The organism is Allobosea sp. 05L423, from assembly GCF_056397745.1.
In genome coordinates this window covers 32463-57390 of sequence record NZ_JBFTOA010000027.1, presented here as the reverse complement: position 1 = coordinate 57390, position 24928 = coordinate 32463, and the positions used below count along the sequence as shown (strand labels likewise).

General features: G+C 67.6%; 19 protein-coding genes. 14 read left to right on the top strand and 5 right to left on the bottom strand.

Annotated features, from left to right (window positions below):
• Positions 1-35: 35 nt before the first annotated feature.
• Positions 36-935 (bottom strand): LysR family transcriptional regulator, encoded by a 900-nt coding sequence (locus AC1DNE_RS28595; RefSeq protein WP_441472594.1) that lies wholly within the window; start codon positions 933-935, stop codon positions 36-38.
• A gap of 97 nt (positions 936-1032) precedes the next feature.
• On the opposite strand from AC1DNE_RS28595, the gene AC1DNE_RS28590 reads away from it, so the two are divergent.
• Positions 1033-2055 (top strand): bile acid:sodium symporter family protein, encoded by a 1023-nt coding sequence (locus tag AC1DNE_RS28590; RefSeq protein WP_441472593.1) that lies wholly within the window; start codon positions 1033-1035, stop codon positions 2053-2055.
• 143 nt (positions 2056-2198) lie between these two features.
• Positions 2199-2447 (top strand): DUF2934 domain-containing protein, encoded by a 249-nt coding sequence (locus AC1DNE_RS28585; RefSeq protein WP_441472592.1) that lies wholly within the window; start codon positions 2199-2201, stop codon positions 2445-2447.
• A gap of 84 nt (positions 2448-2531) precedes the next feature.
• On the opposite strand, the gene AC1DNE_RS28580 is transcribed toward AC1DNE_RS28585, so the two are convergent.
• Positions 2532-2663: a hypothetical protein gene (locus AC1DNE_RS28580; RefSeq protein ID WP_441472591.1), complete on the bottom strand. Its 132-nt coding sequence runs from the start codon at positions 2661-2663 to the stop codon at positions 2532-2534.
• 669 nt (positions 2664-3332) lie between these two features.
• Here AC1DNE_RS28580 and bcsN point away from each other — a divergent pair.
• The 5 genes from bcsN to AC1DNE_RS28555 are packed head-to-tail and all read left to right on the top strand — an operon-like array spanning position 3333 to position 12049.
• A complete protein-coding gene (gene bcsN, locus AC1DNE_RS28575) occupies positions 3333-4181 on the top strand; it encodes a cellulose biosynthesis protein BcsN (protein WP_441472590.1) in 849 nt (282 codons plus the stop codon).
• Between the two features lie 26 nt (positions 4182-4207).
• Positions 4208-6391, top strand: coding sequence for a UDP-forming cellulose synthase catalytic subunit (gene bcsA, locus AC1DNE_RS28570; RefSeq protein WP_441472589.1), 2184 nt, complete (start codon positions 4208-4210; stop codon positions 6389-6391).
• Complete coding sequence (locus AC1DNE_RS28565) at positions 6388-8844, top strand: cellulose biosynthesis cyclic di-GMP-binding regulatory protein BcsB (RefSeq protein ID WP_441472588.1); 2457 nt, start codon at positions 6388-6390, stop codon at positions 8842-8844. The genes bcsA and AC1DNE_RS28565 overlap by 4 nt, the downstream gene beginning before the upstream one ends.
• Positions 8841-9860 (top strand): family 8 glycosyl hydrolase, encoded by a 1020-nt coding sequence (locus AC1DNE_RS28560; protein WP_441472587.1) that lies wholly within the window; start codon positions 8841-8843, stop codon positions 9858-9860. The genes AC1DNE_RS28565 and AC1DNE_RS28560 overlap by 4 nt, the downstream gene beginning before the upstream one ends.
• Entirely contained in the window at positions 9857-12049 is a 2193-nt protein-coding gene (locus tag AC1DNE_RS28555) for a hypothetical protein (RefSeq protein ID WP_476841332.1), read from the top strand. The genes AC1DNE_RS28560 and AC1DNE_RS28555 overlap by 4 nt, the downstream gene beginning before the upstream one ends.
• Positions 12050-12181: 132 nt before the next feature.
• On the opposite strand, the gene AC1DNE_RS28550 is transcribed toward AC1DNE_RS28555, so the two are convergent.
• Entirely contained in the window at positions 12182-13519 is a 1338-nt protein-coding gene (locus tag AC1DNE_RS28550) for a dicarboxylate/amino acid:cation symporter (protein ID WP_441472585.1), read from the bottom strand.
• Positions 13520-13726: 207 nt separating this feature from the next.
• Between AC1DNE_RS28550 and AC1DNE_RS28545 the strand changes: the two genes are divergently transcribed.
• A complete protein-coding gene (locus tag AC1DNE_RS28545; protein WP_476803969.1) occupies positions 13727-15547 on the top strand; it encodes a sensor histidine kinase in 1821 nt (606 codons plus the stop codon).
• Positions 15544-16938 (top strand): sigma-54-dependent transcriptional regulator, encoded by a 1395-nt coding sequence (locus tag AC1DNE_RS28540; RefSeq protein WP_476841331.1) that lies wholly within the window; start codon positions 15544-15546, stop codon positions 16936-16938. Before AC1DNE_RS28545 ends, AC1DNE_RS28540 begins: the two co-directional genes overlap by 4 nt.
• 54 nt (positions 16939-16992) lie before the next feature.
• Here AC1DNE_RS28540 and AC1DNE_RS28535 read toward each other — a convergent pair whose 3' ends face one another.
• The gene (locus tag AC1DNE_RS28535; RefSeq protein WP_476766909.1) at positions 16993-17256 is read right to left on the bottom strand and encodes a DksA/TraR family C4-type zinc finger protein; all 264 of its coding nucleotides are present in this window, start codon (positions 17254-17256) and stop codon (positions 16993-16995) included.
• Positions 17257-17340: 84 nt separating this feature from the next.
• Positions 17341-17553 (bottom strand): hypothetical protein, encoded by a 213-nt coding sequence (locus AC1DNE_RS28530; RefSeq protein WP_476766908.1) that lies wholly within the window; start codon positions 17551-17553, stop codon positions 17341-17343.
• 258 nt (positions 17554-17811) lie between these two features.
• Between AC1DNE_RS28530 and AC1DNE_RS28525 the strand changes: the two genes are divergently transcribed.
• The 5 genes from AC1DNE_RS28525 (at position 17812) to AC1DNE_RS28505 (ending at position 24895) form a co-directional block, all read left to right on the top strand.
• Positions 17812-18396 (top strand): ANTAR domain-containing response regulator, encoded by a 585-nt coding sequence (locus AC1DNE_RS28525; protein WP_476766907.1) that lies wholly within the window; start codon positions 17812-17814, stop codon positions 18394-18396.
• On the top strand, positions 18393-19466 hold the full coding sequence (locus tag AC1DNE_RS28520; RefSeq protein WP_441472579.1) for a CmpA/NrtA family ABC transporter substrate-binding protein: 1074 nt from the start codon (positions 18393-18395) through the stop codon (positions 19464-19466). Before AC1DNE_RS28525 ends, AC1DNE_RS28520 begins: the two co-directional genes overlap by 4 nt.
• A gap of 287 nt (positions 19467-19753) precedes the next feature.
• Positions 19754-21082, top strand: a complete 1329-nt coding sequence (locus AC1DNE_RS28515; RefSeq protein WP_441472578.1) for a CmpA/NrtA family ABC transporter substrate-binding protein — start codon at positions 19754-19756, stop codon at positions 21080-21082.
• Positions 21083-21086: 4 nt separating this feature from the next.
• Positions 21087-22301: an NAD(P)/FAD-dependent oxidoreductase gene (locus AC1DNE_RS28510; protein ID WP_476766906.1), complete on the top strand. Its 1215-nt coding sequence runs from the start codon at positions 21087-21089 to the stop codon at positions 22299-22301.
• The gene (locus AC1DNE_RS28505; protein WP_476841330.1) at positions 22301-24895 is read left to right on the top strand and encodes a nitrate reductase; all 2595 of its coding nucleotides are present in this window, start codon (positions 22301-22303) and stop codon (positions 24893-24895) included. Before AC1DNE_RS28510 ends, AC1DNE_RS28505 begins: the two co-directional genes overlap by 1 nt.
• The last annotated feature ends 33 nt before the right edge of the window (positions 24896-24928 follow it).

Sequence of the window (24928 nt, the reverse complement as noted above, 5' to 3'; positions counted from 1 at the left end):
GACGGACCGACGGCTCAGCCAGATCAAAAGCTGCCCTAGGCCTTCCGCCCGCGCCGCGCCGGAATCTCCGGCAGCAGGCGGCTCGTGCCGGACAGGATGCTGGCAGAGAGCGCCCGTGCCGCCTCCTGATGCGACTGCCCGCCGATGACGACGAACTCGATCGTCCCTAGCTTGGGCAGCGCCTCGCGCGGCTCGACCTCGGCGAGGCCGGACGGAATCAACCGGGCCGAATGGGCGGTGATACCAAGCCCCGCCACCGTCGCGGCACGCAATCCGGCAAGGCTGCCGCTGGTGCAGGCGACGCGCCAGGGTCGTCCCGCCTGCTCCAGCGTCTCGATCGCATGGACGCGCGTGATGCTCGGCGGCGGATAGAGCACGAGCGGCACCTCCCGCTGTTCCGCCAGCCGCGCTCCCGGGCGCCCGACCCAGACAAGCCGCTCCTGCCAGGCGACCTCGCCGCGCTCGTCCCCCTTGCGGCGCTTGGCGAAGATCAGGTCGAGATCGCCGGCATCATACTGCTCGTAGAGCAGGCCGCTGAGCCCGACCGTCAGTTCCAGGTCGACCGCGTGATGCTGCATCGCGAACTCGGCCAGGATGTCCGGCAGCGCCGTGTAGGCGAAATCCTCCGAGACCCCGAGCCTGAGCCGCCCACGCAGGGTCGAACCCTCGAGATAGCGCTCGATCCGACGACCAGCGTCGAGCGCCTCCCGCGCGAAGGGCAGGATGGCGTCGCCGTCCGGTGTCGGGCGCACCTCATGCGTGTCGCGCTCCAGCAAGCGTCGCCCGACACGCTTCTCCAGCCGCGCGACGTGCTGGCTGACCGACGATTGGCGCAGGCCGAGCTGGCGCGCGGCTTCGGTGAAGCTCAGCGTCTCGCAGACCTTGAGGAAGCTCTGCAGGAGGACGGGATCGAGCGGCTTCTTGTCCAGTTCCATGCCAATCACGATCCATGATGAGCGATATCATGTCCAGTCCGGATCAAAATGAGCCCGAAAGGGATTACAAGATGGCATCGCATCGGAAGGACCGCAGATGATCCGCCGCACGCTCGCCCGCTTCGGCATCGACCCCTATCTCATCGCGCTCATGGCGACGGTCGCGGTCGCTGCCGTGCTGCCGGCACGCGGCGTCGGCGCGGAAGTCGCCAATGACGCCGTTTCGGTGGCGGTCGCCTTGCTGTTCTTCCTCTACGGCGCGCGGCTGTCGCCGCTGGCGGTTTGGGAAGGCCTGCTGCACTGGCGCCTGCAATCGCTGGTCTTCGCCAGCACCTATGTGCTTTTCCCGCTTCTCGGCCTCCTGCTGACGCGCGTCTTCGGCGGCTGGTTGCCCTCGGAGCTAGTCGCGGGGCTGATCTTCGTCTGCATCCTGCCCTCGACCGTGCAGTCGTCGATTGCCTTCACCTCGATCGCACGCGGGAATGTCGCGGCGGCGCTGTGCAGCGCCTCGGTCTCCAACCTCTTCGGCATCGTGCTGACCCCGCTGCTCGTCGTCGCGCTGCTCGACTCGCATGGCAGCGGCTTCAGCACGAAGGCAGTCGAGAGCATCGCGCTGCAGATCCTCCTGCCCTTCATTGTCGGCCAGTTGCTGCGCCGCTGGGTCGGGCCGTTCCTGCAGCGCCACAAGGCGCCGATCTCCATCGTCGACCGCGGCTCGATCCTGCTCGTCGTCTACGCCGCCTTCAGCGAGGGCATGGTCGCCGGCATCTGGTCCCAGGTCACGCTCGCCGACCTCGGCCTCGTCATCATCATCGACATCGTCCTGCTCGCCGCCGTGCTGACGATCACGACCTTCGCCAGCCGCCGTCTCGGTTTCTCCAAGGAGGACGAGATCGCCATCGTCTTCTGCGGCTCGAAGAAGAGCATGGCGAGCGGCATCCCCATGGCGAACATTCTTTTCCCCGGCCAGGCGCTCGGCCTGATCGTGCTACCGCTGATGTTGTTCCACCAGGCTCAGCTATTCGCCTGCGCCGTGCTGGCGCAGCGCTATGCGCGCCGCCCGGCAAAACCGGAGGCGAACACACCCGGCGAGCCGACGCTTGCTGCCGCGAAGGCCTGAGTGCCGCTTCCCGCGAGATCTTTCGACCCAGCAAGGGAACAGCGCGTACTGAGCGTCGTTGATCCCCTGCACGGCTGAGCCGTTGCCCGCTCCGAAGCCAGGATTCCCCAATGCGCATCGGGGAGCCATCATGGAGGCGAGACATGCAGCAGGACGAGAAATCCCAGCACGAAATCCGGAAGATCGCCTACGACTTGTGGATCAGGGACGGCCAGCCGGAAGGTCGCGACCGCGAGCACTGGGACGCGGCCAAGGAGATATGGGCCTATCGCAGCCACAACCACGTGCTCGAGGATGACGGGGTTTCGTGGCCGGCAGGCCAACAGGCCGCCGACACGCCGTCAAGGCGGCAAGCTTCGGCCGAAAAGACCTCGCGGCGGCAGACCACCTGAGACGGCGCGGCTGCCCGTCGAGATCAGCCAATGCCTCCTTGCACGACCGGGCCGGCTGATCGGCCCGGAAAGAGGCTGTCGCGATCAGGGGCAGAGATAGCCGCCCTGATCCGGCAGGCAGCGCGCGCCAGTCGGCAGAATGAGCGCACCGCCGGGATCGCGTTTGACGTAGTCGCCATTGGGCAGCTCGAAGCCGCCGCTCGAGTCCGGGTTCACCCGCGTGCCATCCGGAAGGATGAGCTGTGCGCTGTCGCGGACGATCCGCTTGGCAGAGCCAGCCGAAGCAGCCGGAACCCCACGGGGCTGGGATGACACGCAGCCCGCCACGAGGATGGCGACCACGCTTGCAGCTATCGATATCCTGATCATCAGCCATTGTTGCCGCGACCGGAGTGGCGGCGCAAGCCCGTTCGGGCCTGTGGCAGGATGTGGTGGCGATATCCCGCCGCTTCCAGGATTCGCTTAGCCGGACATCTCTGTTCTCCACAGGTGTTTTCGTGTTGATTCGGCCGCAGCAGCGCAACGCCGGGCACGGCTTTCCCCTGCGTCGGAAAGAGGAAGGCGAGCTACCCCGAATCATCTTCGCCGGCGGCGAGCCGATCTGTGTTCATCAGTCGACTCGCGAGCGTTCTTTCAACCGCCGCCATCGAAAGCGATCCACAGTTGGAATGGGCCCGCGAATCATCTGTATTGCAGAGGGGGGTTCCAGGCTGATCGCCGGCTTGCAGCCGTGCGGCCACAGTTAACCGCGCGTTAACTGTGTTAACCAATGGTCTCGACCATGACGATGCCGAGCAGACATCGACGGGCACGCCGATGAGTGTTGCGAGGCCGCTTTCGCCCGCGCACCACGCGCCACGTCGTGCGCCCCTCAAGTGTGTAGCGATGTCCCTCGCGGCGGCGGGGCTGACGATAGCGATCGCGGGCTGCGGCGAGCAGAAACTCTCCGATTCGGAGCTGCTGATCGCGTCGCGGTCCATCACGGTCGATGTCGGCCGGGCGCTGGTATTACCCCCACCCGGCAGCCTTCCCGTGACCGGGATCACCCAACGCAACTACGACAATGCCATCTCACAGGTCATTTCGCTGGCGACGCGCGGCCGCACGCCAGGCGAGAATGCCATCCACGCCGCCTTCTTCACGCTCACCGATCTCCCCGACAGGCTTGGCGTCGAGGGCAACCTGCTGCGGGAACCGGGCATCGACGATTTTTCCATCGCCCAGGAGATGGAAGAGCGCCTGCCGGGAATCGCCATGGCGCCCGCAGCCGTCTTCGTCCAGAACAAATACGGCCCCTTCGGCTATGCATTCGGGCGCGGGGTGGGCGGCGAAGGCTGCCTCTACGCCTGGCAGCGGATCGCGAGCGGCGACAGCCTCTTCATGCCGAGATCGGGGGTGATTTCGGTCCGCATCAGGGTCTGCGACCCCGCCGCCACGGAAGCGGGGCTGCTGCGCCTCGCCTACAGCTATTCGATCAACGCCTCGCTGCGGCGTTCGGGCTGGGGCCCGATCGTCGATGCGCCGTCGCCTGCGCCGGAACTCGGCAAGGCCGGAGCGCCGATCTACCCGGTGCCGCAGGCCTCGGCTCTCGACGCCTTCGAGCAGGCGCCCGCCGCCCGGCCGCGCCCGGTGCGGGCGCCGCGAAACGAGCGCCGGGTGCAGGAAGCCCCCGAGCCGATCCCGGACAAGCCTCTCGAAGGATATCCGACCGTCCCACCGCCTCCTGCGCCCTGAGCCCAACCCGGATTGCCGAACGCCCGATGCGAACAGCGTGCTACGTCATCTTCTGGGCCATCACGGCGATCGTGGTCGTCGCGCTCATCACGCTGCCGATCAGTTTGCAGGCGCATCTGATCGCCGGCGCGATCGTGGTGAGCGCGATGATCATCCTCAAATTCCTGCGCCCCTACGGCGTCTGGCGGCTGATCGCGCTGGGCCTGGGGACCGCGATCGTGCTGCGCTATATCTACTGGCGCACGACGAGCACGCTGCCGCCGGTCAACCAGCTCGAGGACTTCATCCCGGGCCTGATCGTCTATCTCGCCGAGCTCTACAACATCGGCATGCTCTTCCTCAGCCTCTTCGTCGTGGCCATGCCGCTGCCGCGGCGCAAGACCCCGCCGATCGACCCGGAGAACGCGCCGACGGTCGATGTCTTCGTGCCCTCCTACAATGAAGATGCGGAACTGCTGGCGACCACCCTCTCGGCGGCGCTGGCGATGGACTATCCGGCCGGCCGCCTGAAAGTGTACCTGCTCGACGACGGCGGCACCGACGAGAAGTGCAACGCCGACAATTTCGTCGCGGCCAGCGCCGCCCAGGAGCGCCGTGCGACGCTGCAGAAGCTCTGCGACGGGCTTGGCGTCTCCTATCTGACGCGCGAGCGCAACATCAGCGCCAAGGCCGGCAACCTCAACAACGGCATCGCCCATTCCGAGGGCGAACTGATCGTCGTCTTCGACGCGGACCACGCCCCGGCGCGCAGCTTCCTGACCGAGACAGTCGGCTATTTCGGCCAGGACCCGAAGCTGTTCCTGGTCCAGACCCCGCACTTCTTCATCAATCCCGATCCGCTGGAGCGCAACCTCAAGACGTTCAAGACGATGCCGTCCGAGAACGAGATGTTCTACGGCATCATCCAGCGCGGCCTCGACAAGTGGGACGCCTCCTTCTTCTGCGGTTCGGCCGCGGTCTTACGGCGCACGGCCCTGCAGACGACGAACGGCTTCTCGGGAAGGAGCATCACGGAGGACGCCGAAACGGCGATCACGCTGCACGCCACCGGCTGGCACAGCGTCTATGTCGACAAGCCGCTGATCGCAGGGCTGCAGCCGGCGACGTTCACGAGCTTTATCGGCCAGCGCTCGCGCTGGGCCCAGGGCATGATGCAGATCCTTCTGTTCCACCGCCCGATGTTCAAGCGCGGCCTCTCCCTGCCGCAGCGCCTCTGCTATTCGTCCTCCGCCTTGTTCTGGCTCTTCCCCTTCGCGCGGCTGACCTTCCTGATCGCGCCGTTGTTCTACCTGTTCTTCGGCCTGGAGATCTTCACTGCCTCGGGCGCCGAGTTCATCGCCTATGTGCTCAGCTACATGGCAGTGAACCTGATGATGCAAAACTATCTCTATGGCCGCTATCGCTGGCCATGGATCTCCGAGCTCTACGAATTCATCCAGTCGGTCTATCTGCTGCCGGCCGTGATCTCGGTGCTGCTCAGGCCGACCAAGCCGACCTTCAAGGTGACGGCCAAGAACGAATCCCTGGAGCAGCGGCGCGTCTCGGAGCTCGGCAAGCCGTTCTTCATCATCTTCGCCGTGCTGTTCCTCGGCGTCATCGCGACCTACTGGCGGATGATCGCCGAACCCTACAATGCCGACACGACCCTGGTCGTGGGGTTGTGGAACGTCCTCAACCTGCTGATGGCGGGCTGCGCGCTCGGCGTCGTCTCGGAGCGGCCGGAAGGGCGCGCCGCACGACGCTTCGCGGTGAAGCGGCGGGGTGAGATCACGATCGACGGACGCACCGCCCCGGTCGTGACGGAGAACGTATCCGTCGACGGCATCGCCATCCGGGTGCTGTCCAGGGACTTCGACAAGGTGCCGATCGGCAGCGTGGGGCAGGTGTCGTTCGAAACGACCATCGACATGCCGCGCGGGTCCCTGCCCCTGCGGATCATGCGCGTAGCCCCCGACGACAAGGGGCTTCTGCTCGGCTGCAGCTACAAGCCGAGCGAGCCGCTGCACAGCCGCATCATCGCCGATCTCGCTTTCTCCGACGCCGAGAACTGGAGCCAGTTCCAGAAGTCGCGGCGGCAGAACATGGGGGTGATCTACGGCACGATCCGCTTCCTGCGGATGGCGGCCTTTCAGACGAGCCGCGGCCTGTCCTACTTCTTCGGCCTCTACCGGTTTTCACGGTCGTCCACGCGCACCGGGGCGGCGGAATGAGACGGCTCCCGCTCACCCTCCTCACAGTCGCGATTGCCACACTGGCGCAGGGCCTCCTCCCGCGGCTTTCGGCACAGGAGGCGCCAGCGACTGCGCCCGGCCCGGCCCCCTTCATGATCGCGCCGCCGAGCCCGCAGCTGGCAGAACCGCCGCCCGCGGCCAACCCTGCCCCGCCTCCGGCGCGGGAGCCGGTGGCGCCATCGCAGGTTCCGGCCTTCGCCTTCAAGCCGCTGCTGCCGGCCCCGCGCGTCATGCTCGAAGGCGAGAGCGATGCCCGCAATTGGGCCTTCTACCTGACGCAGGACGAAGCAGCTGCCGATCCCAATCTCGACATCGCTTTCCAGAATGCGCTGGTCGTGATGCCGGAGGTTTCCCGGCTGGCGGTCCGCCTCAATGGCGAACGGGTGATCGAGATGCCGATCGCCTCGTCCGATCGCCTGAAGCAGACCTCGGTCGCGGTTCGCAAAGGCCTGCTCAGGCCGGGCCGGAATACGATCGGCTTCGAGGCTCTGCAGCGCCATCGGACGGATTGCACGGTGGCCTCGACCTATGAGCTGTGGACCCGCATCGACGGCGCGGGCACCAGGCTGACGTTCAAGGGACCGGGCGCGCAGCAGTTCCGGCTGCGCAGCCTCGACGATCTGCCGGCGGTGGGCGCCGACGAGGGCGGCCAGACCACGATCGTTATCGTCGCTCCCGGCGCAGCGAGCGCCATTGCCGCGAACAGCATTTTCGCCGTGGCCCAGGCGCTCGCCCTGCGCGGACGATATGGCCAGGTCGCGGTGAAGGTGTCCGAGCGTCTGCCCGACCGCGCGCGGCCGGGCACGTTGACCGTCGCGCTCGGCACGAACGAGGAGGTGCGCGCCTTGCTCGGCGCACTGCCGGCCGAAGCCGGCGGCCGCAGTTTCCTCGGCTTCGTACCGAGCCCGAAGAAGAGTGCCGACATGCTGCTCGTGACCGGCGAGAACTGGTCGGACATCGACACGATCGTCGGCAAGCTTCTGACCGCACCCGTCTCCAGGCCGGCCAACATCAATCGCAAGATCATGGATACGGCGAGCTGGCACGTGCCGGATGCGCCCTTCATTGCGGACCGTCAGGTGGTACGGTTCTCCGAGCTCGGCATCTCCACGCAGGAATCGTCCGGCCGGCGCATGCGGGTGCGCGCCGTCGTCGCGATGCCCGGCGATTTCTACGCCAACGCCTATGGCGAGGCGACGCTCTATCTGGACGGCGCCTATTCGGACGAGGTCCTTCCGGGCGACAGCCATATTGAGATCTTCGTCAACGGCAACGTCGCGGCGACCCTGCAGCTCAATGCGGTGACGGGCGGTCTCTTCCAGCAATTCCCCATCACCGTGCCGCTTCGGCACTTCCGGCCCGGCGTCAACGAGATCTGGTTCGAGGCCGTCACCGTGGCCAAATCGGACCTGAGCTGCGGGCCTGGCGCGACGTTGCCCGGCAAAAGCCGCTTCGCGCTGTTCGACACCACCGTGCTGGCCGTCCCGAACTTCGCGAAGATCGGCGTCAGCCCCAATCTCGCGGCGGCTGCCGGCACCGGCTTTCCCTATTCGGTCGCATCGCAGGTCGCCCTGATCATGGGCCGGCAGGACGCCACCAACCTCAGCGCCGCGACGACGCTGCTGGCGCGCATCGCCCAGCGGGCCAGCAGGCCGCTAACCGTCGATGTGCTGTCGGGGCCTGCTGCAGTCGGGGACCGGCCGGTGCTCATCGTCGGCGCCGCCGGCCAAATGCCGGCCGGGCTGCTCCCGCGTGTCGGGATCGCCGACAATGTCCGCGCGACCTGGCCGCTGCGCTCGGACGCCGTGGTGGTGACACCGGACGCGGAGGGCGCCGCTGTCTTCGACGCCGTGATCAACCGGTTGCAAGGCCGGCAGGCGACGCCCGAAGCCTCGGGCGGTGCGGCTCCGACAACGGAGGCCGTCCGCGACCGCTGGCGCGGCTCGCTGGGCGGCCCTCTTGCCCGCTATTTCATCGCCATCGACCAATGGCTCCAGCGAACCTTCGATCTGTCCTTCGCACAGCTGCGCGCGCCCTCCCGCGCACCGACACTGTACGAGCCCGCCGAAGGTACCGATCTGATTGCCGCGCAGGTGGCCGATCCGGAGACGAGGCAGGTCTGGACCGCGTTTATCGCCCGCCGTGAAGAGGCGCTGGAAAGCACGGTGGACAGGGTCGTCTCGCCCGGGAACTGGGCGGGCATGGCCGGCAAGATCACCGCTTTCCGAGGCGCCCAGGAGGCGCACATCATCTCTGCCGACAGCACCTCCTTCGTGATGACGCGGCCTTTCAGCCTCACGAACATGCGCCTGGTCTTCGCCAACTGGATGTCGAGCAATATCGGCGTCTATGCATTGGCGCTGCTCACGGCCTGCATCGGCCTCGGCATCGGAACCTCGCTGATGCTCCGGCGGTTGGGGCGTCGATCATGATCCGCGTTCTCGCCATGCTGGCTGCTGCTCTCCTCGGCTTCCTTCCGAATGCGCAAGCGGCCGTGCCCGCCGATGCCTGGGCGCTGTACCGGCAGAAATTCGTCACCGCCGAGGGCCGCGTCGTCGACGACGCGAATGGCGGGATCAGCCATAGCGAGAGCCAGGGCTACGGGCTCCTGCTGGCCTGCCTGGCAGGTGACCGCAGCACCTTCGCGAGCATCTTCGCCTTCACGCGCACGGAACTGCTCATCCGCGACGACGGGCTCGCGGCCTGGCGCTGGGATCCCAAGGCGAGCCCCCGCGTCACCGACATTAACAACGCCAGCGACGGCGATCTCCTGATCGCCCACGCCCTCGCCTGCGCCGGCAGCCGCTGGAACATGCCGGCCTATACGGCCGCCGCCCGCCAGATCGCTCGCTCCCTTGCGAAGGTCGCGCTGCTGAAGCGCGGAAGCGAGGTCTGGCTGATGCCGGCCGCGGTCGGCTTCTCCGAGAAGGAACGAGCCGACGGCCCGGTGATCAACCCGTCCTACTGGGTGTTCGAAGCCTTCCCCGTCATGACCCAGCTGACCGGCGACCCGGTCTGGACGCATGTCCAGGCCAGCGGGCTCAAGCTGCTCGACGAGCTGGCGAAGCGGAAGATGCTTGCGCCGGAATGGCTGTCGATCAAGGCCGAGCCGAGGCCGGCCGAAGGCTTCCCGGCCCAGTTCGGCTACAATGCGCTCCGCATCCCCCTCTATCTGCTGCGCGCCGGGCTTGGCGAGAAGGCGCGGCTTGAGCCCTTCCGCCAGGCCTGGGCCAGCGGCACGGCGGTCGTCGACGTCCGCAGCGGCAAGCCCGTCGAGCCTCTGCCCGATGCGGGTTATCGCATCCTGGCCGCAGCGATGGCCTGCGCGCTCGATAAAACGCCGATTCCGGCGGAGCTGAAGGCCTTCCAGCCAACGCTGTACTACCCGTCGACGCTCCATCTTCTGTCCCTCTCGATGCTGAGCGAGAGGTATCCGCAATGCATGTGAGATCGGTCCTTATCGTCGCCGCGGCCTCGAGCGCCGCCTTCTATGCCCTTGGCCGCTACGGTGGTCAGGACGCCAAATGGCCGGGATCGCAACCCGTGATCCGGTCGGCGCAGGCTCAGGGCGAGGCGCAGCAGGCCACGCCGGGCAACGAGGCGGCGCTCGAATTGGCGCAGGCCACGAACGCGCCCGCGCGCCCCGGGACGCCCCCGTCAGTGGCTCAGCCCCAAACGCAGCAGCCTCCGCAGAAGGTCGATGAAACCGCGCTGCGCTATTTCGCGGCGCAAGGGGACGTTCGCCGCTTCGAAGCCGAACTCGCGCGGCTGCGGGCGCTCTACCCCGAGTGGAAGCCGCCGACCGATCTGACCTCGCAGGGGCAGGTCGGCGACCCTGAGCTCGAGCGGATGTGGAAGCTCTTCGCCGAGGGCAAGTACGGCGAGGCGCGCGCCGCGATCGCCCAGCGCGGCAGCGCCGATCCGAACTGGCGCGCACCTGCCGATCTCGTGGCGCAGCTCGACACGGCCGAGGCGCGCCAGCGCCTCGTCAACGCCTCGAACGCCCGGCAATGGGAGCAGGTCATCCGCCTGGGCACCGAGACGCCGGCCATGCTGACCTGCGCCAATGTCGATGCGCTCTGGCGCGTCGCCGAGGCTTTCGTCCAGACTGGCAAGCCGGATCGTGCGCGTGACGCCTTCGCCTATGTGCTGACCAACTGCACCAACCCGGCCGAGCGGGTCGGCACGATGCAGAAGGCGCTCGCGACATTGCCGGAAAATCTGGTCGAGCCGCTGCTGGCGCAGGAGCGGCAGACCGAGTTTGCCAGCATTCGCGACGAGCTCGCACGGCGTCGCATCGGCAAGGCTGCCGACGATCCGGCGCAGACAGCCACGCCCGAGGATCTCCGGCGCATCGAAGCCCTCGCCAACGCGGCCACGACGGCCGACGACCCCATCCTTCTCGGCTTCTACGCTCTCCACCATAACGACCCGGCAAAGGCCGTGACCTGGTTCCAGACCGCGCTCGCGCGCAAGGGCGGGGCGAAGGCGGCGGAAGGTGCGGTGCTCGCACTCGGCGCGACGCGGAAATATCAGGAGGCCGAAACGCTCGGCGCGCAGTGGCTGGAAGCTGGCGCAGCCAATCGCAAGGCCTATCTCGACGTCATCACAGCGCTGCTCACCCAGGAGCCGCCGCCGCGCCTCGACCGTGCCGTGATCGAGCGCATCGCCAAGACGGTGGGCACGGACCGGTACGCCCCCGGTGCCGGGGCCCTCGGCTGGTACGCCTACAACTCAGGACAAACAGCGCCGGCCGCCACCTGGTTCGAGACCGCGCTGTCCTGGGACCGCGGCTATGAGCCGGCAGCCTATGGGCTGGCGCTCGTGCGCCAGCGTCTGCGCGACCAAGCCGGGCTGCGCGCGTTGATGTCCGAATGGGGGGGCCGTTCCCAGCGGATCGCCGATATTCTCAACCCAGCGCGCAGGCGGCCGCAGTCCCCGACCCAAGCCCGTGCCGATCAGCCTCTCATTGCCGAGACGCGCCAGAGCACCCGGGTGGAGCCTGCCTTGGAACCGCTGGAGCGCGCGCCTCGGCCCGCGATAGCCGCGCTGCGCTCTCGTCCCGTGGAACGTGACGACGCGATAGTCGCCGCGGCACCGCCCCGGTCGAGCACCGCCCGCACGAGCGGCGGCAGCTGCGGCGCCGGCTCATCCGGCGCTGCGGCCCTGCAGCGCGGCTGGTGCCTTCTCAATCTCAAGCGCCCGGTCGCGGCAGCGGAAGCCTTCGAAGCGGCGCGGCGCACCGGCAACGCCCAGGTCGTGTCGGATGCTTCTGCCGGCCTGGCCTATGCCAAGATCCAGCAGGGCCTGACGACGGAAGCCAGCGTCGCGGCCGGCAGTGCGGCTCTGCCTCCCGCGCGGCGCAACGAGCTTTCGGCCCTGCTCATGTCCGAGCGCTTCTTCGCGCAATACGATGCCAAGGATTACAACGGCGCACTCGTCACGCTATCCGCGCGGGCACGCTACGCTCCCGAGACGACCGACCTGATGCTGATGCGCGGCTGGTCCTATTTCAATCTCGGCCGCTATGATGACGCGAGCCAGGTCTTCCAGGCCCTCTACAAGGCGAACAAGTCACCCGACGCGCTGTCTGGGCTGACTGCGATCCGCGACGTGACCCAGCGCAACAGATACTAGCCGTTCAGATGCCCTCGCCGGCCTTCAAACGGGGCAGGCCGGCACATCCGATGTTTCTGTGAAATGCGGGCGTGAATGATCGGCGGCCCGAAGCACCGCGCAAGATCGGTGCTCCGGGCTTGGCAGCTTGGCTTATTCGGCCGGGACCGACAGAACCTCGCCGTCGACCACCAGCGGGGAATGACCGCTCAGCGCGGCCTGCAACTGGTCCTGATCGAGCTCGCCTTCCCAGCGCGCCACCACGATCGTCGCCACCGCATTGCCGATGAAGTTGGTCACCGCGCGGCATTCCGACATGAAGCGGTCGATGCCCAGGATCAGCGCCATGCCGGCGACCGGGACGGCGGGAACGACCGAGAGCGTTGCGGCCAGCGTGATGAAGCCCGCCCCCGTGATGCCGGCCGCGCCCTTCGAGCTCAGCATGGCGACGAGCAGCAGCAGGATCTGGTCGCCGAGCGGCAGGTGGATGTCCATGGCCTGCCCGATGAACAGCGCCGCCAGCGTCATGTAGATGTTGGTGCCGTCGAGATTGAAGGAATAGCCGGTCGGGATCACCAGCCCGACGACGGAGCGCTTGCAGCCGGCAGCCTCCATCTTCTCCATCAGGCTCGGCAACGCCGCCTCCGAAGAGCTGGTGCCGATGACGAGCAGGATCTCCTCCTTGATGTAGCGGATGAGGGCGAAGATCGAGAAGCCGTTGTAGCGGGCGACCGCCCCGAGCACGACCAGCACGAAGATCCCCGCCGTCAGGTAGAAGGTCAGGATCAGCATCGCGAGGTTGGCGACCGAGCCGATGCCGTAGCGGCCGATGGTGAATGCCATCGCGCCAAAGGCGCCGAGCGGGGCGGCCTTCATCAGGATCGCCACCAGCTTGAAGATCGGGGCCGAGAGCGCCTGCAGGAAGTCGAGAACCGGCTTGCCGCGCTCGCCCACCATCGAGAGCGAAAGGCCGAACAGCACCGAGAAGAACAGCACCTGCAGGATGTCGCCGGAGGCGAAGGCGCCGACGATCGTGTCCGGAATGATGTTCTGCAGGAAGCCGACGACGCTGGAATCATGCGCCTTGGCCGCATAGCTCTGCACGGCCTTGGCATCGAGGCTGGCCGGGTTGATGTGCAGCCCGGTGCCGGGCTGGATGACGTTGCCGACGATGAGGCCGACGATCAGCGCCAGGGTCGAGAAGACGAGAAAATAGATCATCGCCTTGCCGGCGACGCGACCGACCTTCTGCATGTCGGTCATGCCCGCGATCCCCGTCGAGACCGTCAGGAAGATCACCGGCGCGATGATCATCTTCACCAGCTTGATGAAGGCGTCGCCGAGCGGCTTCATGGCCGCGCCCTGCTCGGGCCAGAAATGGCCGAGCAGGATGCCCGCCGCAATGGCGAACAGAACCTGGACATAGAGGTGCTGGTAGAACTTCTTCGGACGCGCCGGCTGAGCGGACGCGAGGTCGAGCGTGGTCGCCATGATGTGCTCCTTGGGTCGGCGGTGTTCTTGCTCTTGTTCGAAACCGCTACGCCGCTCGCGCAATCGGCGTGCCAACCACGAAAAGACGACAAAGACCTTATAAAACAGATGATTAGAAAGACGCAGAGCGGCTTCGATCGATGTCATCTGGCGATAAGCCGCACACAACCCTCTTGATTTGTGCGGAAATCCGCACGACGACAGAACATGAGCCATCCCTTGCTCGATCCGCGGAAAGGCAGGGCCAAGCTGCGCTGGCTGGTCTTCGGGCTGGTCGTCGCGGCGATTGCCATCGCCTCGCTCTTCGCCGCCGGAGAATTCGGCCGCAGCCGGGCCATCGCCGGCACGCAATCGCGCGCCGGGGATGCCGGAACGCTGGCGCTCGCGATCCTGCGCGGCGAGCTCGAGAAGCAGCGCGCGCTGCCGGTCATCCTGGCCCGCGACCCCGATGTGCGGCTGGCATTGACGGGCGGCAGCCGCCACGGACTCGACCTCAAGCTGGAAGCCATCGCGCGCGAGGCCCGCACCGCCGTGATCTATCTGCTCGGCCTGGACGGCGTCGCAATCGCAGCCAGCAACTGGAACGAGCCGACGAGCTTCGTCGGCAGCGACTACAGCTTCCGCGACTATTTCAGAGGTGCCGTCGCCTCCGGCGGCGCCGAGCAATTCGCGCTCGGCACGGTCAGCCAGCGGCCCGGTCTCTATATCACCCGGCGGATCGAGGACGCCGGCCAGAGCCTCGGCGTGATCGTCGTCAAGGTCGAATTCGACCGGGTCGAGGCCGATTGGCGGGCGCTGGGCGGCCAGAGCTATGTCGTCGACCAACGTGGCGTCGTGCTGCTCGCGACGGTCGAGGACTGGCGCTTCCGGGTCGAAGCACCGCTTGACCAGGCGACAGCCGCGGCGATCCGGGACTCGCTCCAGTTCGGCGCCGCCCCTCTGACTTCTCTGCCGCTGGTGCAGCAGGGGGAGCTCGTCCAGGGGACGAGCCCGCTCACCGGCCGCTATGTCCAGATACGCCAGCCCGTGCCGACGACGGATTGGGCGCTGGAGGTGCTTCTGCCTGTCGATGCCGCAATCACCGCGGGCCGTTCGCAATCCCAGGCGCTGGTCGCGCTCGTGCTGATGCCGGGCACCGCTCTCGCCGCCTTCGCCCTGCGCCGGCGCCAGCACCATCTCGCCCGGCGCGACGCAGACGCGCGCGCGAAGGCCGAGCTCGAGGACCGCGTCGCCGAGCGCACCGCCGAGCTGGCCGGCGCCAATCAGATGCTCGTCGCCGAAATGGCGAAGCGGACCCTGGCCCAGGAACGGCTGTCCAATCTCCGGGAAGAGCTCGCCAAGGCCAACCGCCTGGCCACGCTCGGCCAGGTCACCGCCGGCGTCGCCCATGAGGTCAATCAGCCGCTCGCGGCGCTGCGCACCTATGCCGAGAACGCCCGCGCCTTCCTCAAGCGGTCCGACGCGCTCGAAGCCGACGGCGCACTGGCGAGGATCGTCTCGCTGACCGATCGGATCGGGGCGATCACCGAGGCTCTGCGCGGCTTCGCGCGCCGCGGCAAGGGGCCGCCCGTGCCCGTCCCGGTGGCGACCGTCATCGAAGGCGCCCTGACCTTGCTTGAAGGGCCGTTGCGTCAGGCCGGCGTGACGCCCGTCGTCACCGCTCCGCCGGAGCCGGTCCTCGTCACCGCCCGCCCGATCGAACTCGAGCAGGTTCTGGTCAATCTCCTGCGCAACGCGATCGAGGCCCTGCTCGATGGCGGAGATGGGGGAGAGCCGGCGCTCGCCATCACGGTCACGCCGCATGGCGACCGCGTCGCGATCGCGATCACGGATCGCGGTCCGGGCCTGTCCGCCGACGCGCTGGCGCAGCTCTTCACGCCGTTCAGCACGACCAAGCCCAAGGGGCTCGGCCTTGGCTTGGTCATTTCGCAGGACATGATCACTTCCTTCGGGGGCACGCTGACCGCGACGAGCCGGCCGGGCGAAGGCGCCAGCTTCATCATCGATCTGGAGAGGGCAGCCGCATGAGCAATTCCGGCGCTTCCATCGCTGCGATCGAGGTCGCCTTCGTCGACGACGACCTCGATCTGCGCGACGCGAATGTTCAGGCACTGCGCCTGGCCGGCTTCCCGGCGGTGGCATTGCCCTCCGGCCAGGCGGCGCTCCAGCGGATCGGGCCGGACTATGCCGGCATCGTCGTCACCGATATCCGCATGCCCGGCATGGACGGCATCGAATTGTTCCGGCGGCTGCGGGCGCTCGATCCCGACATTCCGGTGATCATGATTTCGGGCCATGCTGATATCGAGACGGCGGTGGGGGCGATGAGCGAAGGCGCCTACGACTTCATCGCCAAGCCCTATTCCGGTGAGCGCCTCGTCGAGACCTTGCATCGAGCCGCCGAGAAGCGCGCGCTCGTCCTCGAGAATCGCCGCCTGCGGGCATTGGCGACGCGCGGCGAGGAGGAAACCACCCTGATCGGCGAGACACCCGCGATCATGCGCCTGCGCCAGACCATCCGCGAACTCGCCGATGTCGATGTCGACGTGATGGTTCAGGGTGAGACGGGAACGGGCAAGGAGGTCGTCGCGAACCTGCTGCATCGCCTCGGGCGGCGGCGCGACAAGCCCTTCGTCGCGCTGAATTGCGGCGCTCTGCCGGACAGCGTCATCGAGAGCGAGCTCTTCGGTTACGAGCCCGGGGCCTTCACCGGTGCGCAGAAGCGCCGGATCGGCCGTATCGAGCATTCGAGCGGCGGCACGCTCTTCCTCGACGAACTCGAGAGCATGCCGCTTGCCGCGCAGGTCAAGCTGCTGCGGGTCCTCGAAATGCGTGAGATCGCGCCGCTCGGCTCGAACGACCTGCGCCGCGTCGACCTCCGGGTCGTGGCCGCGACCAAGGCCGACCTGGGCGACTCCGTGCGGCGGCGCGATTTTCGCGAGGATCTCTATTACCGCCTCAATGTGGTGACGCTGCACATTCCGCCGCTGCGCGAACGCCGCCGTGATATCCCGCTGCTGTTTTCGCGCTTCCTGTCGCGGGCTGCGGAAAAGTACCGCCGGGAGGTGCCCCCCCTCGACCGCGCCGTCGAACGGCACCTCGTCGATAGCGACTGGCCGGGCAATGTACGGGAACTCGTCCATTTCGCCGAGCGTGTCGCACTCGGGCTGCCGGAGAACCTGCTGCCGGTCCGAAAGGCGGAGGACGCCGAGCTGCTGAGCCTGCCCGAACGGCTCAACGCGGTCGAAGCGACGCTGATCAGGAAGACGTTGGAAGAAGCGCGCGGCGATGTCCGCGCCGCGCTGGAGACGCTGCGCATCCCGCGCAAGACCTTCTACGACAAGCTCGCAAGGCACGGCATCGATCGCGCGGCCTATGAGCCTGGAGCGGGGCGAGAACCAAAGACCCCTGCGCGCTGAACATCCCAGCGCCTGCAGCACTCCGGATCGGCGTGTTCAGCAGCCCGGCCCCGCCTACCTCAGCTGGCTGTCCTTGCTGCCGCGCCGGTTATAGGCGGAGGACGCCGCCGACCGATCATGGCCCGACTGGCAGTGCACGCACAGACGCGCGCCCGGCATGGCGCGACGGCGCGCCTCGGGGATTTCCTCGCCGCATTCCTGGCAATGAATCTCGCCCGGCCCCGCCGGCAGCCGTGACCGCGCCAGCCGGACCGCATCATTGATGGAATCGTCGATCTGATCCTGAACGGCTCCGTCGGGAGCCCAACCGCTGGCCATCCTGACACCTCCCTGCCAAGAGGATATGGGCGCGCCGGGCGAAAATCCAACGCTGGCGCGCCTCCTCCGCCGCGGCCTTCCGCGTCAGGCGCCGCTGGTCGGTTCTGTGGCGGCCCTTTCGAGCGTGCTCACCACCTCGTCGAGGCTCTCCTTCACACCGAGCAGAAAATCCTTGCGGAAGGCGATGATCGTATCCGGCGGCTCGCCCTTGAAGGTGTAGACCACGCTGACCTGATCGGGATTGACGTAGACGGGCTCGCCGTCCTTCGGCGAGGTGAACTTGCAGAGCTTGGGCATGGTGCGATCTCCATCGGGTGCCCGAACGCTGACATTGCCGGACCTGCCCATGCAGCGACATCGTTATCGGGGAAGCTTTCGCTACAGGCTCGCATCGCGTCAGTCCACGGCCTGCACGGACGAAGCCCGCGGCAAGAGCCGCAGGCCTCGGCCCGTTGAATCGCCTTGTCGCCGAACGTTCGGACGGCCGCGCTGGCCATGGTGGCACGATTCCTGATTGGCACACCGCGAACCGTCCCAAAGGAACGGCTGAAAGGCATGGCGCCAAATCTGCGAATCCTCATCGTCGACGCGAACCAGGTCAGGGCCGCGATCATCGAGGAAGGCCTGCGGGAAGCGGGCTACCGGCAGTTGATCCGCGTGTCCGCGACGACCGGGCTGATCGCCGCCATCGAGGCCCATGATCCCGATGTCGTGGTGATCGACCTCGAGGACCCCAGCCGCGACGCGCTGGCCGACATGTTCCTCGTCAGCCGGCATATCCGCCGGCCGATCACCATGTTCGTCGACCAGTCAGATTCGGCCTCGATCGAGGCAGCGGTGGAGGCCGGCGTCTCCGCCTACATCGTCGACGGGCTGAAGAAGGAGCGGATGCAGCCGATCCTGCAGACCTGCATCAGCCGCTTCAATGCGTTCCGCAAGCTGCGCGAGGAGCTGGACGAGGCCCGTTCCCAGCTTGAGGACCGCAAGACGGTCGACCAGGCCAAGCGCATCGTCATGCGCTTGAAGGGCCTCTCCGAAGACGAAGCCTACGCGCTGATGCGCCGCACCGCGATGAACGAGAAGCGCAAGCTCGTCGACATCGCCCGCTCCCTCATCACCGCTGCGGAGATGCTGAAATGACGACGCTGCACCTGCGGGTCGGCTTCATGCCGCTGGTCGATTGCGCGCTGGTCGTGCTGGCGAAGGACGAGGGTTTCGCCGAAGCCGAAGGGCTCGATCTCGAGCTGGTTCGCGAGGTGTCGTGGTCGAACCTGCGCGACAAGCTGAATGTGCGCCTGTTCGACGCCGCCCATATGCTCGGCCCGGCCGCCATCGCCGCGACGCTGGGCATCGGCGGGGTCAAGGCCCCGATGGCAGCGCCGCTGGCGCTTAATCGCGACGGCGCCGCGATTACCCTTTCGCTTCGGCGCTTCGAGGAGCTGTCGCGCCTGGCCGAGGGTGACGTGGCCGATACGGCCGTCTCGGCCCGCGCGCTTGCCGCCATGGTCGCGCACCGCAAGGCCTCCGGCCTGCCGGCGCTCACCTTCGCCGCCGTATTCGGCTTCTCGATGCACATCTATCTGCTCTGCGAATGGCTGGAGAAGGGCGGGCTCAAGCTCGGCGAGGACGTACGCTTCGAGGTGGTGCCGCCTCCGCAGACCGTCGAGGCGCTCGCCAGCGGGCGGATCGACGGTTTCTGCGCTGGCGCGCCCTGGAATTCGGCCGCCGTAGCGGCCGGCGTCGGCGCGATGGTACATGCCAGCGTCGACCTGCGGCGCAATTGTCACGACAAGGTCCTTGCCTGGCGCGCCGATGACGTGCAGAGGCGCCCGGCGGCCGTCTCGAAACTCGGCGCCGCGATCCTCAATGCCAGCGCATGGGCCTGCCGCCCCGAGAACTTCGCGCGCATGGCGCATCATCTCTCGGCCGCAGACCGGCTGGCGCTCCCGGCGCCACTTATCGAGCGCATCCTGCACGGAGAGCTGATTCAGGGCGCCGACCGCCCGCCGAGGCATATCGAGCGCTTCATCCGGTTCGACCGGGAGGCGCTGCGCCCCGATCCGGACGATGCCGGCTGGGTTCTGGCCGGAATGGAACAGGCCGGCCAGATCGTCGCGACGCCGCAGATGCGCGACATTGCCCGGGGCGTTTTCCTGCCGGCCTATTTCGAGGGCATTTTCGCCAACCATCCCATTATGCCTAAACATTAGGCCAATGCGCCTCTCTTGTGCGGCGCTGCAAAGCGATTGAGCCCATCGCCCGCCAGCTCGCGAGTTCGCAAGTTATTGCAATTCAAGGATCGCAGCGCCGCCGAGCGGTTGGCACGATCCTTGTAGAGTCTGATGCGACGCGGCCAACGCTGCCCGCGCCATCCCCGATCCGGAAGACACAGCAACGCCGCTGTCGAATGCGCCTGACAAGGCGTCTTTCGCGCGGCGTTTTTCGCGTTCGGGGCTGGCTCAAGGCGAACGACTTTCCGGCAATCGAGAGGCCATCGATGACCCACAGCTCCAAGACACCGATCAGGACGGCCGCATCCCTGGAGGCCGGCGCAAGCCGCCGTGACGTCCTGCGACTGTCCGGCACGGCCGCACTGCTCGCGGCAGCGAAGGCCGCCCTGCCCTCCGGCGCCTTCGCTCAAGGCGCCGGCCCCGAAGTCAAGGGCACGCGCCTCGGCTACATCGCGCTCACCGACGCCTCGCCGCTGATCATCGCCAAGGAGAAGGGCCTCTTCGCCAAGCACGGCCTGCCCGACATGGACATCGCCAAGCAGGCCTCCTGGGGCGCCACGCGCGACAACATGGCGCTCGGCTTCAAGGCCAACGGCATCGACGGCGGCCACATCCTGCGGCCGAAGACGCATCTCTATTCGACCGGCAAGGTCATGCAGAACGGACAGCCGCTGCCGATGTACACGCTGCTCAACCTCAACGAGGACGGACAGGCGATCTCGGTCTCGAACGAGTACAGGGATCTCAATGTCCAGAAAGACGCCTCGCCTCTGAAGCAGGCCTTCGAGCGCAAGAAGGCAGCGGGCAAGGAACTGACCGCCGCCATGACCTTCCCGGGCGGCACCCACGACCTCTGGATCCGCTACTGGCTCGCCGCCGGCGGCATCGACCCCGACACCGACATCAAGGTCATCACCGTGCCGCCTCCGCAGATGGTGGCGAACATGAAGGTCGGCACGATGGACTGCTTCTGCGTCGGCGAGCCCTGGAACGAGCAGCTCGTCAACCAGAACATCGGCTACACCGCGCTGACCACCGGCGAGCTCTGGTTCCGCCACCCCGAGAAGATCCTCGGCATGCGCGCCGATTTCGTCGACGCCAATCCGCGGGCGACGCAGGCCATCCTGATGGCGGTCATGGAGGCCCAGATGTGGGCGGACAAGATGGAGAACCGCCAGGAACTCGCCGAGATCGTCGGCCGGCGGCAGTGGTTCAACGTCCCCACCGGCGACATCAACAAGCGCCTGCTCGGCGACATCAACTACGGCAACGGCCGCGAGGCGAAGGGCACCAATCTCTACATGAAGTTCTGGGGCGAAGGGGGCTCGACCTCCTATCCCTGGAAGAGCCTCGACACCTGGTTCGTCACCGAGAACATCCGCTGGGGCAAGTTCGAGCCGACCATCGACATCAAGGCGCTGGTCGACAAGACCAACCGCGCCGATCTCTGGCGCGAGGCTGCCAGGACGCTCGGCGTCGCCGGCGCCCCGACGGCCGATTCCCGCGGTGTCGAGACCTTCTTCGACGGCATGAAGTTCGACCCCTCGGCGCCGATGGACTATCTCAAGTCACTGAAGATCAAGCGGGTGGCCTGACGCCATGGCCGAGCCCCTGATCATCGTCGGCAACGGCATGGCCGCGACGCGGCTGGCTGACGAACTCTGCCAGCGCGCGCTCGGGCGCTATTCCGTGGCGGTGATCGGAGAGGAGCCGCGGCTCGCCTATAACCGCGTGCTGCTCTCGCCGCTGCTCGCGGGCGAGATCAGCGAAGGCGAGATCGAGCTCAAGCCCGCCGCATGGTGGCGCGCGCGCGGCATCTCGACCTTCTACGGCCGCTCCGTCGAGAGCATCGACCGCTCGGCGCGGACGGTGACGCTCAGCGGAGGCCCGACGCTGCCCTATGGCAAGCTCGTGCTCGCAACCGGCTCGGCGCCGCTGCGGCCGCCCTTTCCCGGCAGCGATCTTGCCGGCGTGGCGACCTTCCGCGATACCGCCGATGTCGGCACGATGCGGGCCTATGCCGAGCGCGGCGCCCGCATCGTCGTGATCGGCGGCGGGCTGCTCGGGCTCGAGGCCGCCTATGGCCTTGCCCGGGCCGGCGCCGAAGTGACGCTGCTGCATCTCGTCGACCGCCTGATGGAACGCCAGCTCGACCATGAGGGCGCAGCCCTGCTTGCCGCCGCCATGGCCACGCGTGGGATCGACGTGCGCCTTTGCGCCGAAACCAGGGGCTTCCGCGGCAAGGGACATGTCGAGGCCGTCGAGCTGACGGACGGCATCGAGATTCCCGCCGATCTCGCGGTCATCGCCATCGGCGTGCGCCCGAATGTCGGGCTCGCGCGAGCAGCCGGCCTCGGCGTGGGGCGCGGCATCCTCGTCGATGACGGCCTCGCAACCGACGATCCCGCGATTTTCGCCATCGGCGAATGCGCGGAGCATCGCGGCCTCGCTTATGGGCTGGTCGAGCCGGCCTATGAACAGGCCCGCGTGCTGGCTACGCGGCTTGCCGGCCAGGATGCGGCCTATCGGGGCTCGCTGCTCGCGACCAATCTCAAGGTCTCCGGCGTCGGCGTCTTCTCGGCTGGCGAGTTCGAGGCCGGCGACGGTGCCGAGACGGTCGTGCTGCGCGATCTCGCTGCCGGCATCTACCGCAAGTTCGTGCTGCGTGACGGCCGCCTCGCCGGCTGTGTTCTCGTCGGCGATACGCAGGGCGCCCTGTTCTATCTCGGGCTGATCCGCTCGGGCCAGGACATCAGCGCGATCCGCGCCGACCTGCCTTTTGGCGAGAGCTATTGCATCGGGGAAGCCGCCTGATGCGCGATGACGCCCCCCTCGCCCCGACTGCGACGCGCACGACCTGCCCCTATTGCGGGGTCGGCTGCGGCGTTCTGGCAACGCCGGACGGGCTGGGAGGCGCCGCCATCGCGGGCGATGCGGACCATCCGGCCAATCGCGGGCGGCTCTGCTCCAAGGGCTCTGCGCTCGGCGAAACGCTGGGACTGGGCAGCAGGGTGCTGCACCCGCTGAAGCGCAATGCCGCCGGAAGCTATGACAGGATCGGCTGGGACGAGGCGCTTGATGCCGTCGCCAACGGTCTGCGGACCATCGCGGCGGAGCACGGGCCCGAGGCGATCGCCTGCTACCTCTCCGGCCAGCTCCTGACCGAGGATTACTATGTCGCCAACAAGCTGGCCAAAGGCTTCATCGGCTCGCCCAATGTCGACACCAATTCGCGCCTGTGCATGTCCTCGACGGTCGCTGCGCAGCGCCGGACCTTCGGCTCGGATACGGTGCCCGGCGCCTATGAGGATTTCGACAGCGCCGACCTGATCGTCCTCGTCGGCTCCAACACGGCCTGGTGCCACCCGATCCTGTTCCGGCGGATGCAGGACAACCGGCAGGAGCGCGGTGCGCGCCTCGTCGTCCTCGATCCCCGCGTCACCGCCACGGCGGAAGACGCCGATATGGTGCTGACGCTGAAGCCCGGCTCCGACGCCGCGCTCTTCGTGGGCCTGTGGGCCCCCGACATCGCCGCGGTTTCCGCTGCCACCGGCCTGCCGACGGAGCAGATCACAGCCTTCTACGAGCTCTGGGCCAGCACGCCGTATGTCGTCACGGCCTGGAGCCAGGGCGTCAATCAGTCGGCACAGGGAACCGACAAGGTCGCCGCAATCCTGAATTGCCATCTCGCCACTGGCCGGATCGGACGGCCCGGCTGCGGCCCCTTCTCGCTCACCGGCCAGCCGAATGCGATGGGCGGACGCGAGGTCGGCGGGCTCGCCAACATGCTCGCCGCCCATATGGGCTATGGTGTGGAAGAGGTCGACCGCGTACGCCGCTTCTGGCAGGCGCCGAACATGGCCCGGCGGGAGGGTCTGAAGGCCGTCCAGATGCTGGATGCGGTCACTGAGCGCCGCATCCGTGCGATGTGGGTGATGGCGACGAACCCGGCCGTCTCCCTCCCGGAGGCCGACAAGGTCAGCGCCGCGCTCGCCGGACTCGACCTCTTCATCGTCTCCGAGAACGTGCTCTCGAACGACACGCTCGCGGCGAAGCCCCATTACATCCTGCCCGCAGCCGCCTGGGGCGAGAAGGATGGCACGGTCACCAATTCCGAGCGGCGGATTTCGCGCCAGCGCGCCTTCCTGCACCTGCCGGGCGAGGTGAAGCCGGACTGGTGGATCGTCTGCGAGGTCGCGAAGCGTCTCGGCTTCGGCGAGGCCTTCTCTTACACCGGCCCGCACGAAATCTACGCCGAGCACGCCACGCTCTCCGCCTTCGAGAACCGCGGCACGCGCGATTTCGACATCGGCGCCCATGCCGGCCTCGACCGCGCCGGCTATGACGGGCTTCGGCCGGTGCAATGGCCCGTGCCGGCATCCCGGCCGCATGGCACCGCGCGGCTCTTCGGCGATGGAAACTTCTTCGGTCCCGCGCGCCGCGCACAGATGCGCCGGCTCGCCACGCCGAAGCTGGCCTCGGTCACGAGCGAGGCCTTCCCGCTGCTGCTCAACACGGGCCGCGTGCGCGACCACTGGCACACCATGACCCGCACCGGCCTCAGCCCGCGGCTCACCGCGCATGTCGCCGAGCCTTCGATTTACGTGAATCCGGTCGACATTTCGCGCTTCCGGCTGGTCGCGGGCGGCTTTGCCCGTCTGGTCAACGCCCATGGCGGCGCGGCGCTCAGGGTCGCGGCCGACGAAGGCGTGGCCGAGGGATCGCTCTTTGCGCCCATCCACTGGTCCGGCGAGACCGCTTCCGACGCGCGCATCGGCGCCCTGACGCAGCCGCTCTGCGATCCCTTTTCCGGCCAGCCCGAGATGAAGGCGACGCCGGTTTCGATCGCGCCGGTCGCTTATCGTTTCGAAGGCTTCGTCCTGTCGCGCGAGCCCTTCGCCCTGCCGGAGCAGAGCTGGTGGGCGCGTCTTGCTGTGCAGGGCGGCGAGGGCCGGCTCTTCGCCACCGACGCGTCCGTCGATGACCTGACTGCTCTGATGCGCGAGCGTTTCGGCGCGGGAGAGCTGACCGAGCTGATCGACCGCGACGGCGGCAGCTATCGTTGTGCCGTGCTCCGGGAAGGCCGGCTCCAGGCCGCCCTCTTCCTCGCTCCTGCGGGCCGCGCGCCGCTCTGGGACACGGTCAAGGCCCTCTTCGCCGATCCGGCAGCGACCGTGGAAAGCCGACTTGCCCTGCTCTCGGGACGGAACCCGGGCGGCGCCGATCCCGGACCGACCGTCTGCGCCTGCTTCGGCGTCGGGCTGAACGCCATCCGCGCCGCCTTCGAGGCCGGCGCGACGACGGCCGAAGCGATCGGCCTTCAGCTCAAGGCCGGGACCAATTGCGGCTCCTGCCTTCCCGAAATCCGCCGCATCGGCGCGCAGGCACGCGCGAGCGAGGCGGCATGACGAATGCGACGGATGAGCTCGGTCAGAGGAGAG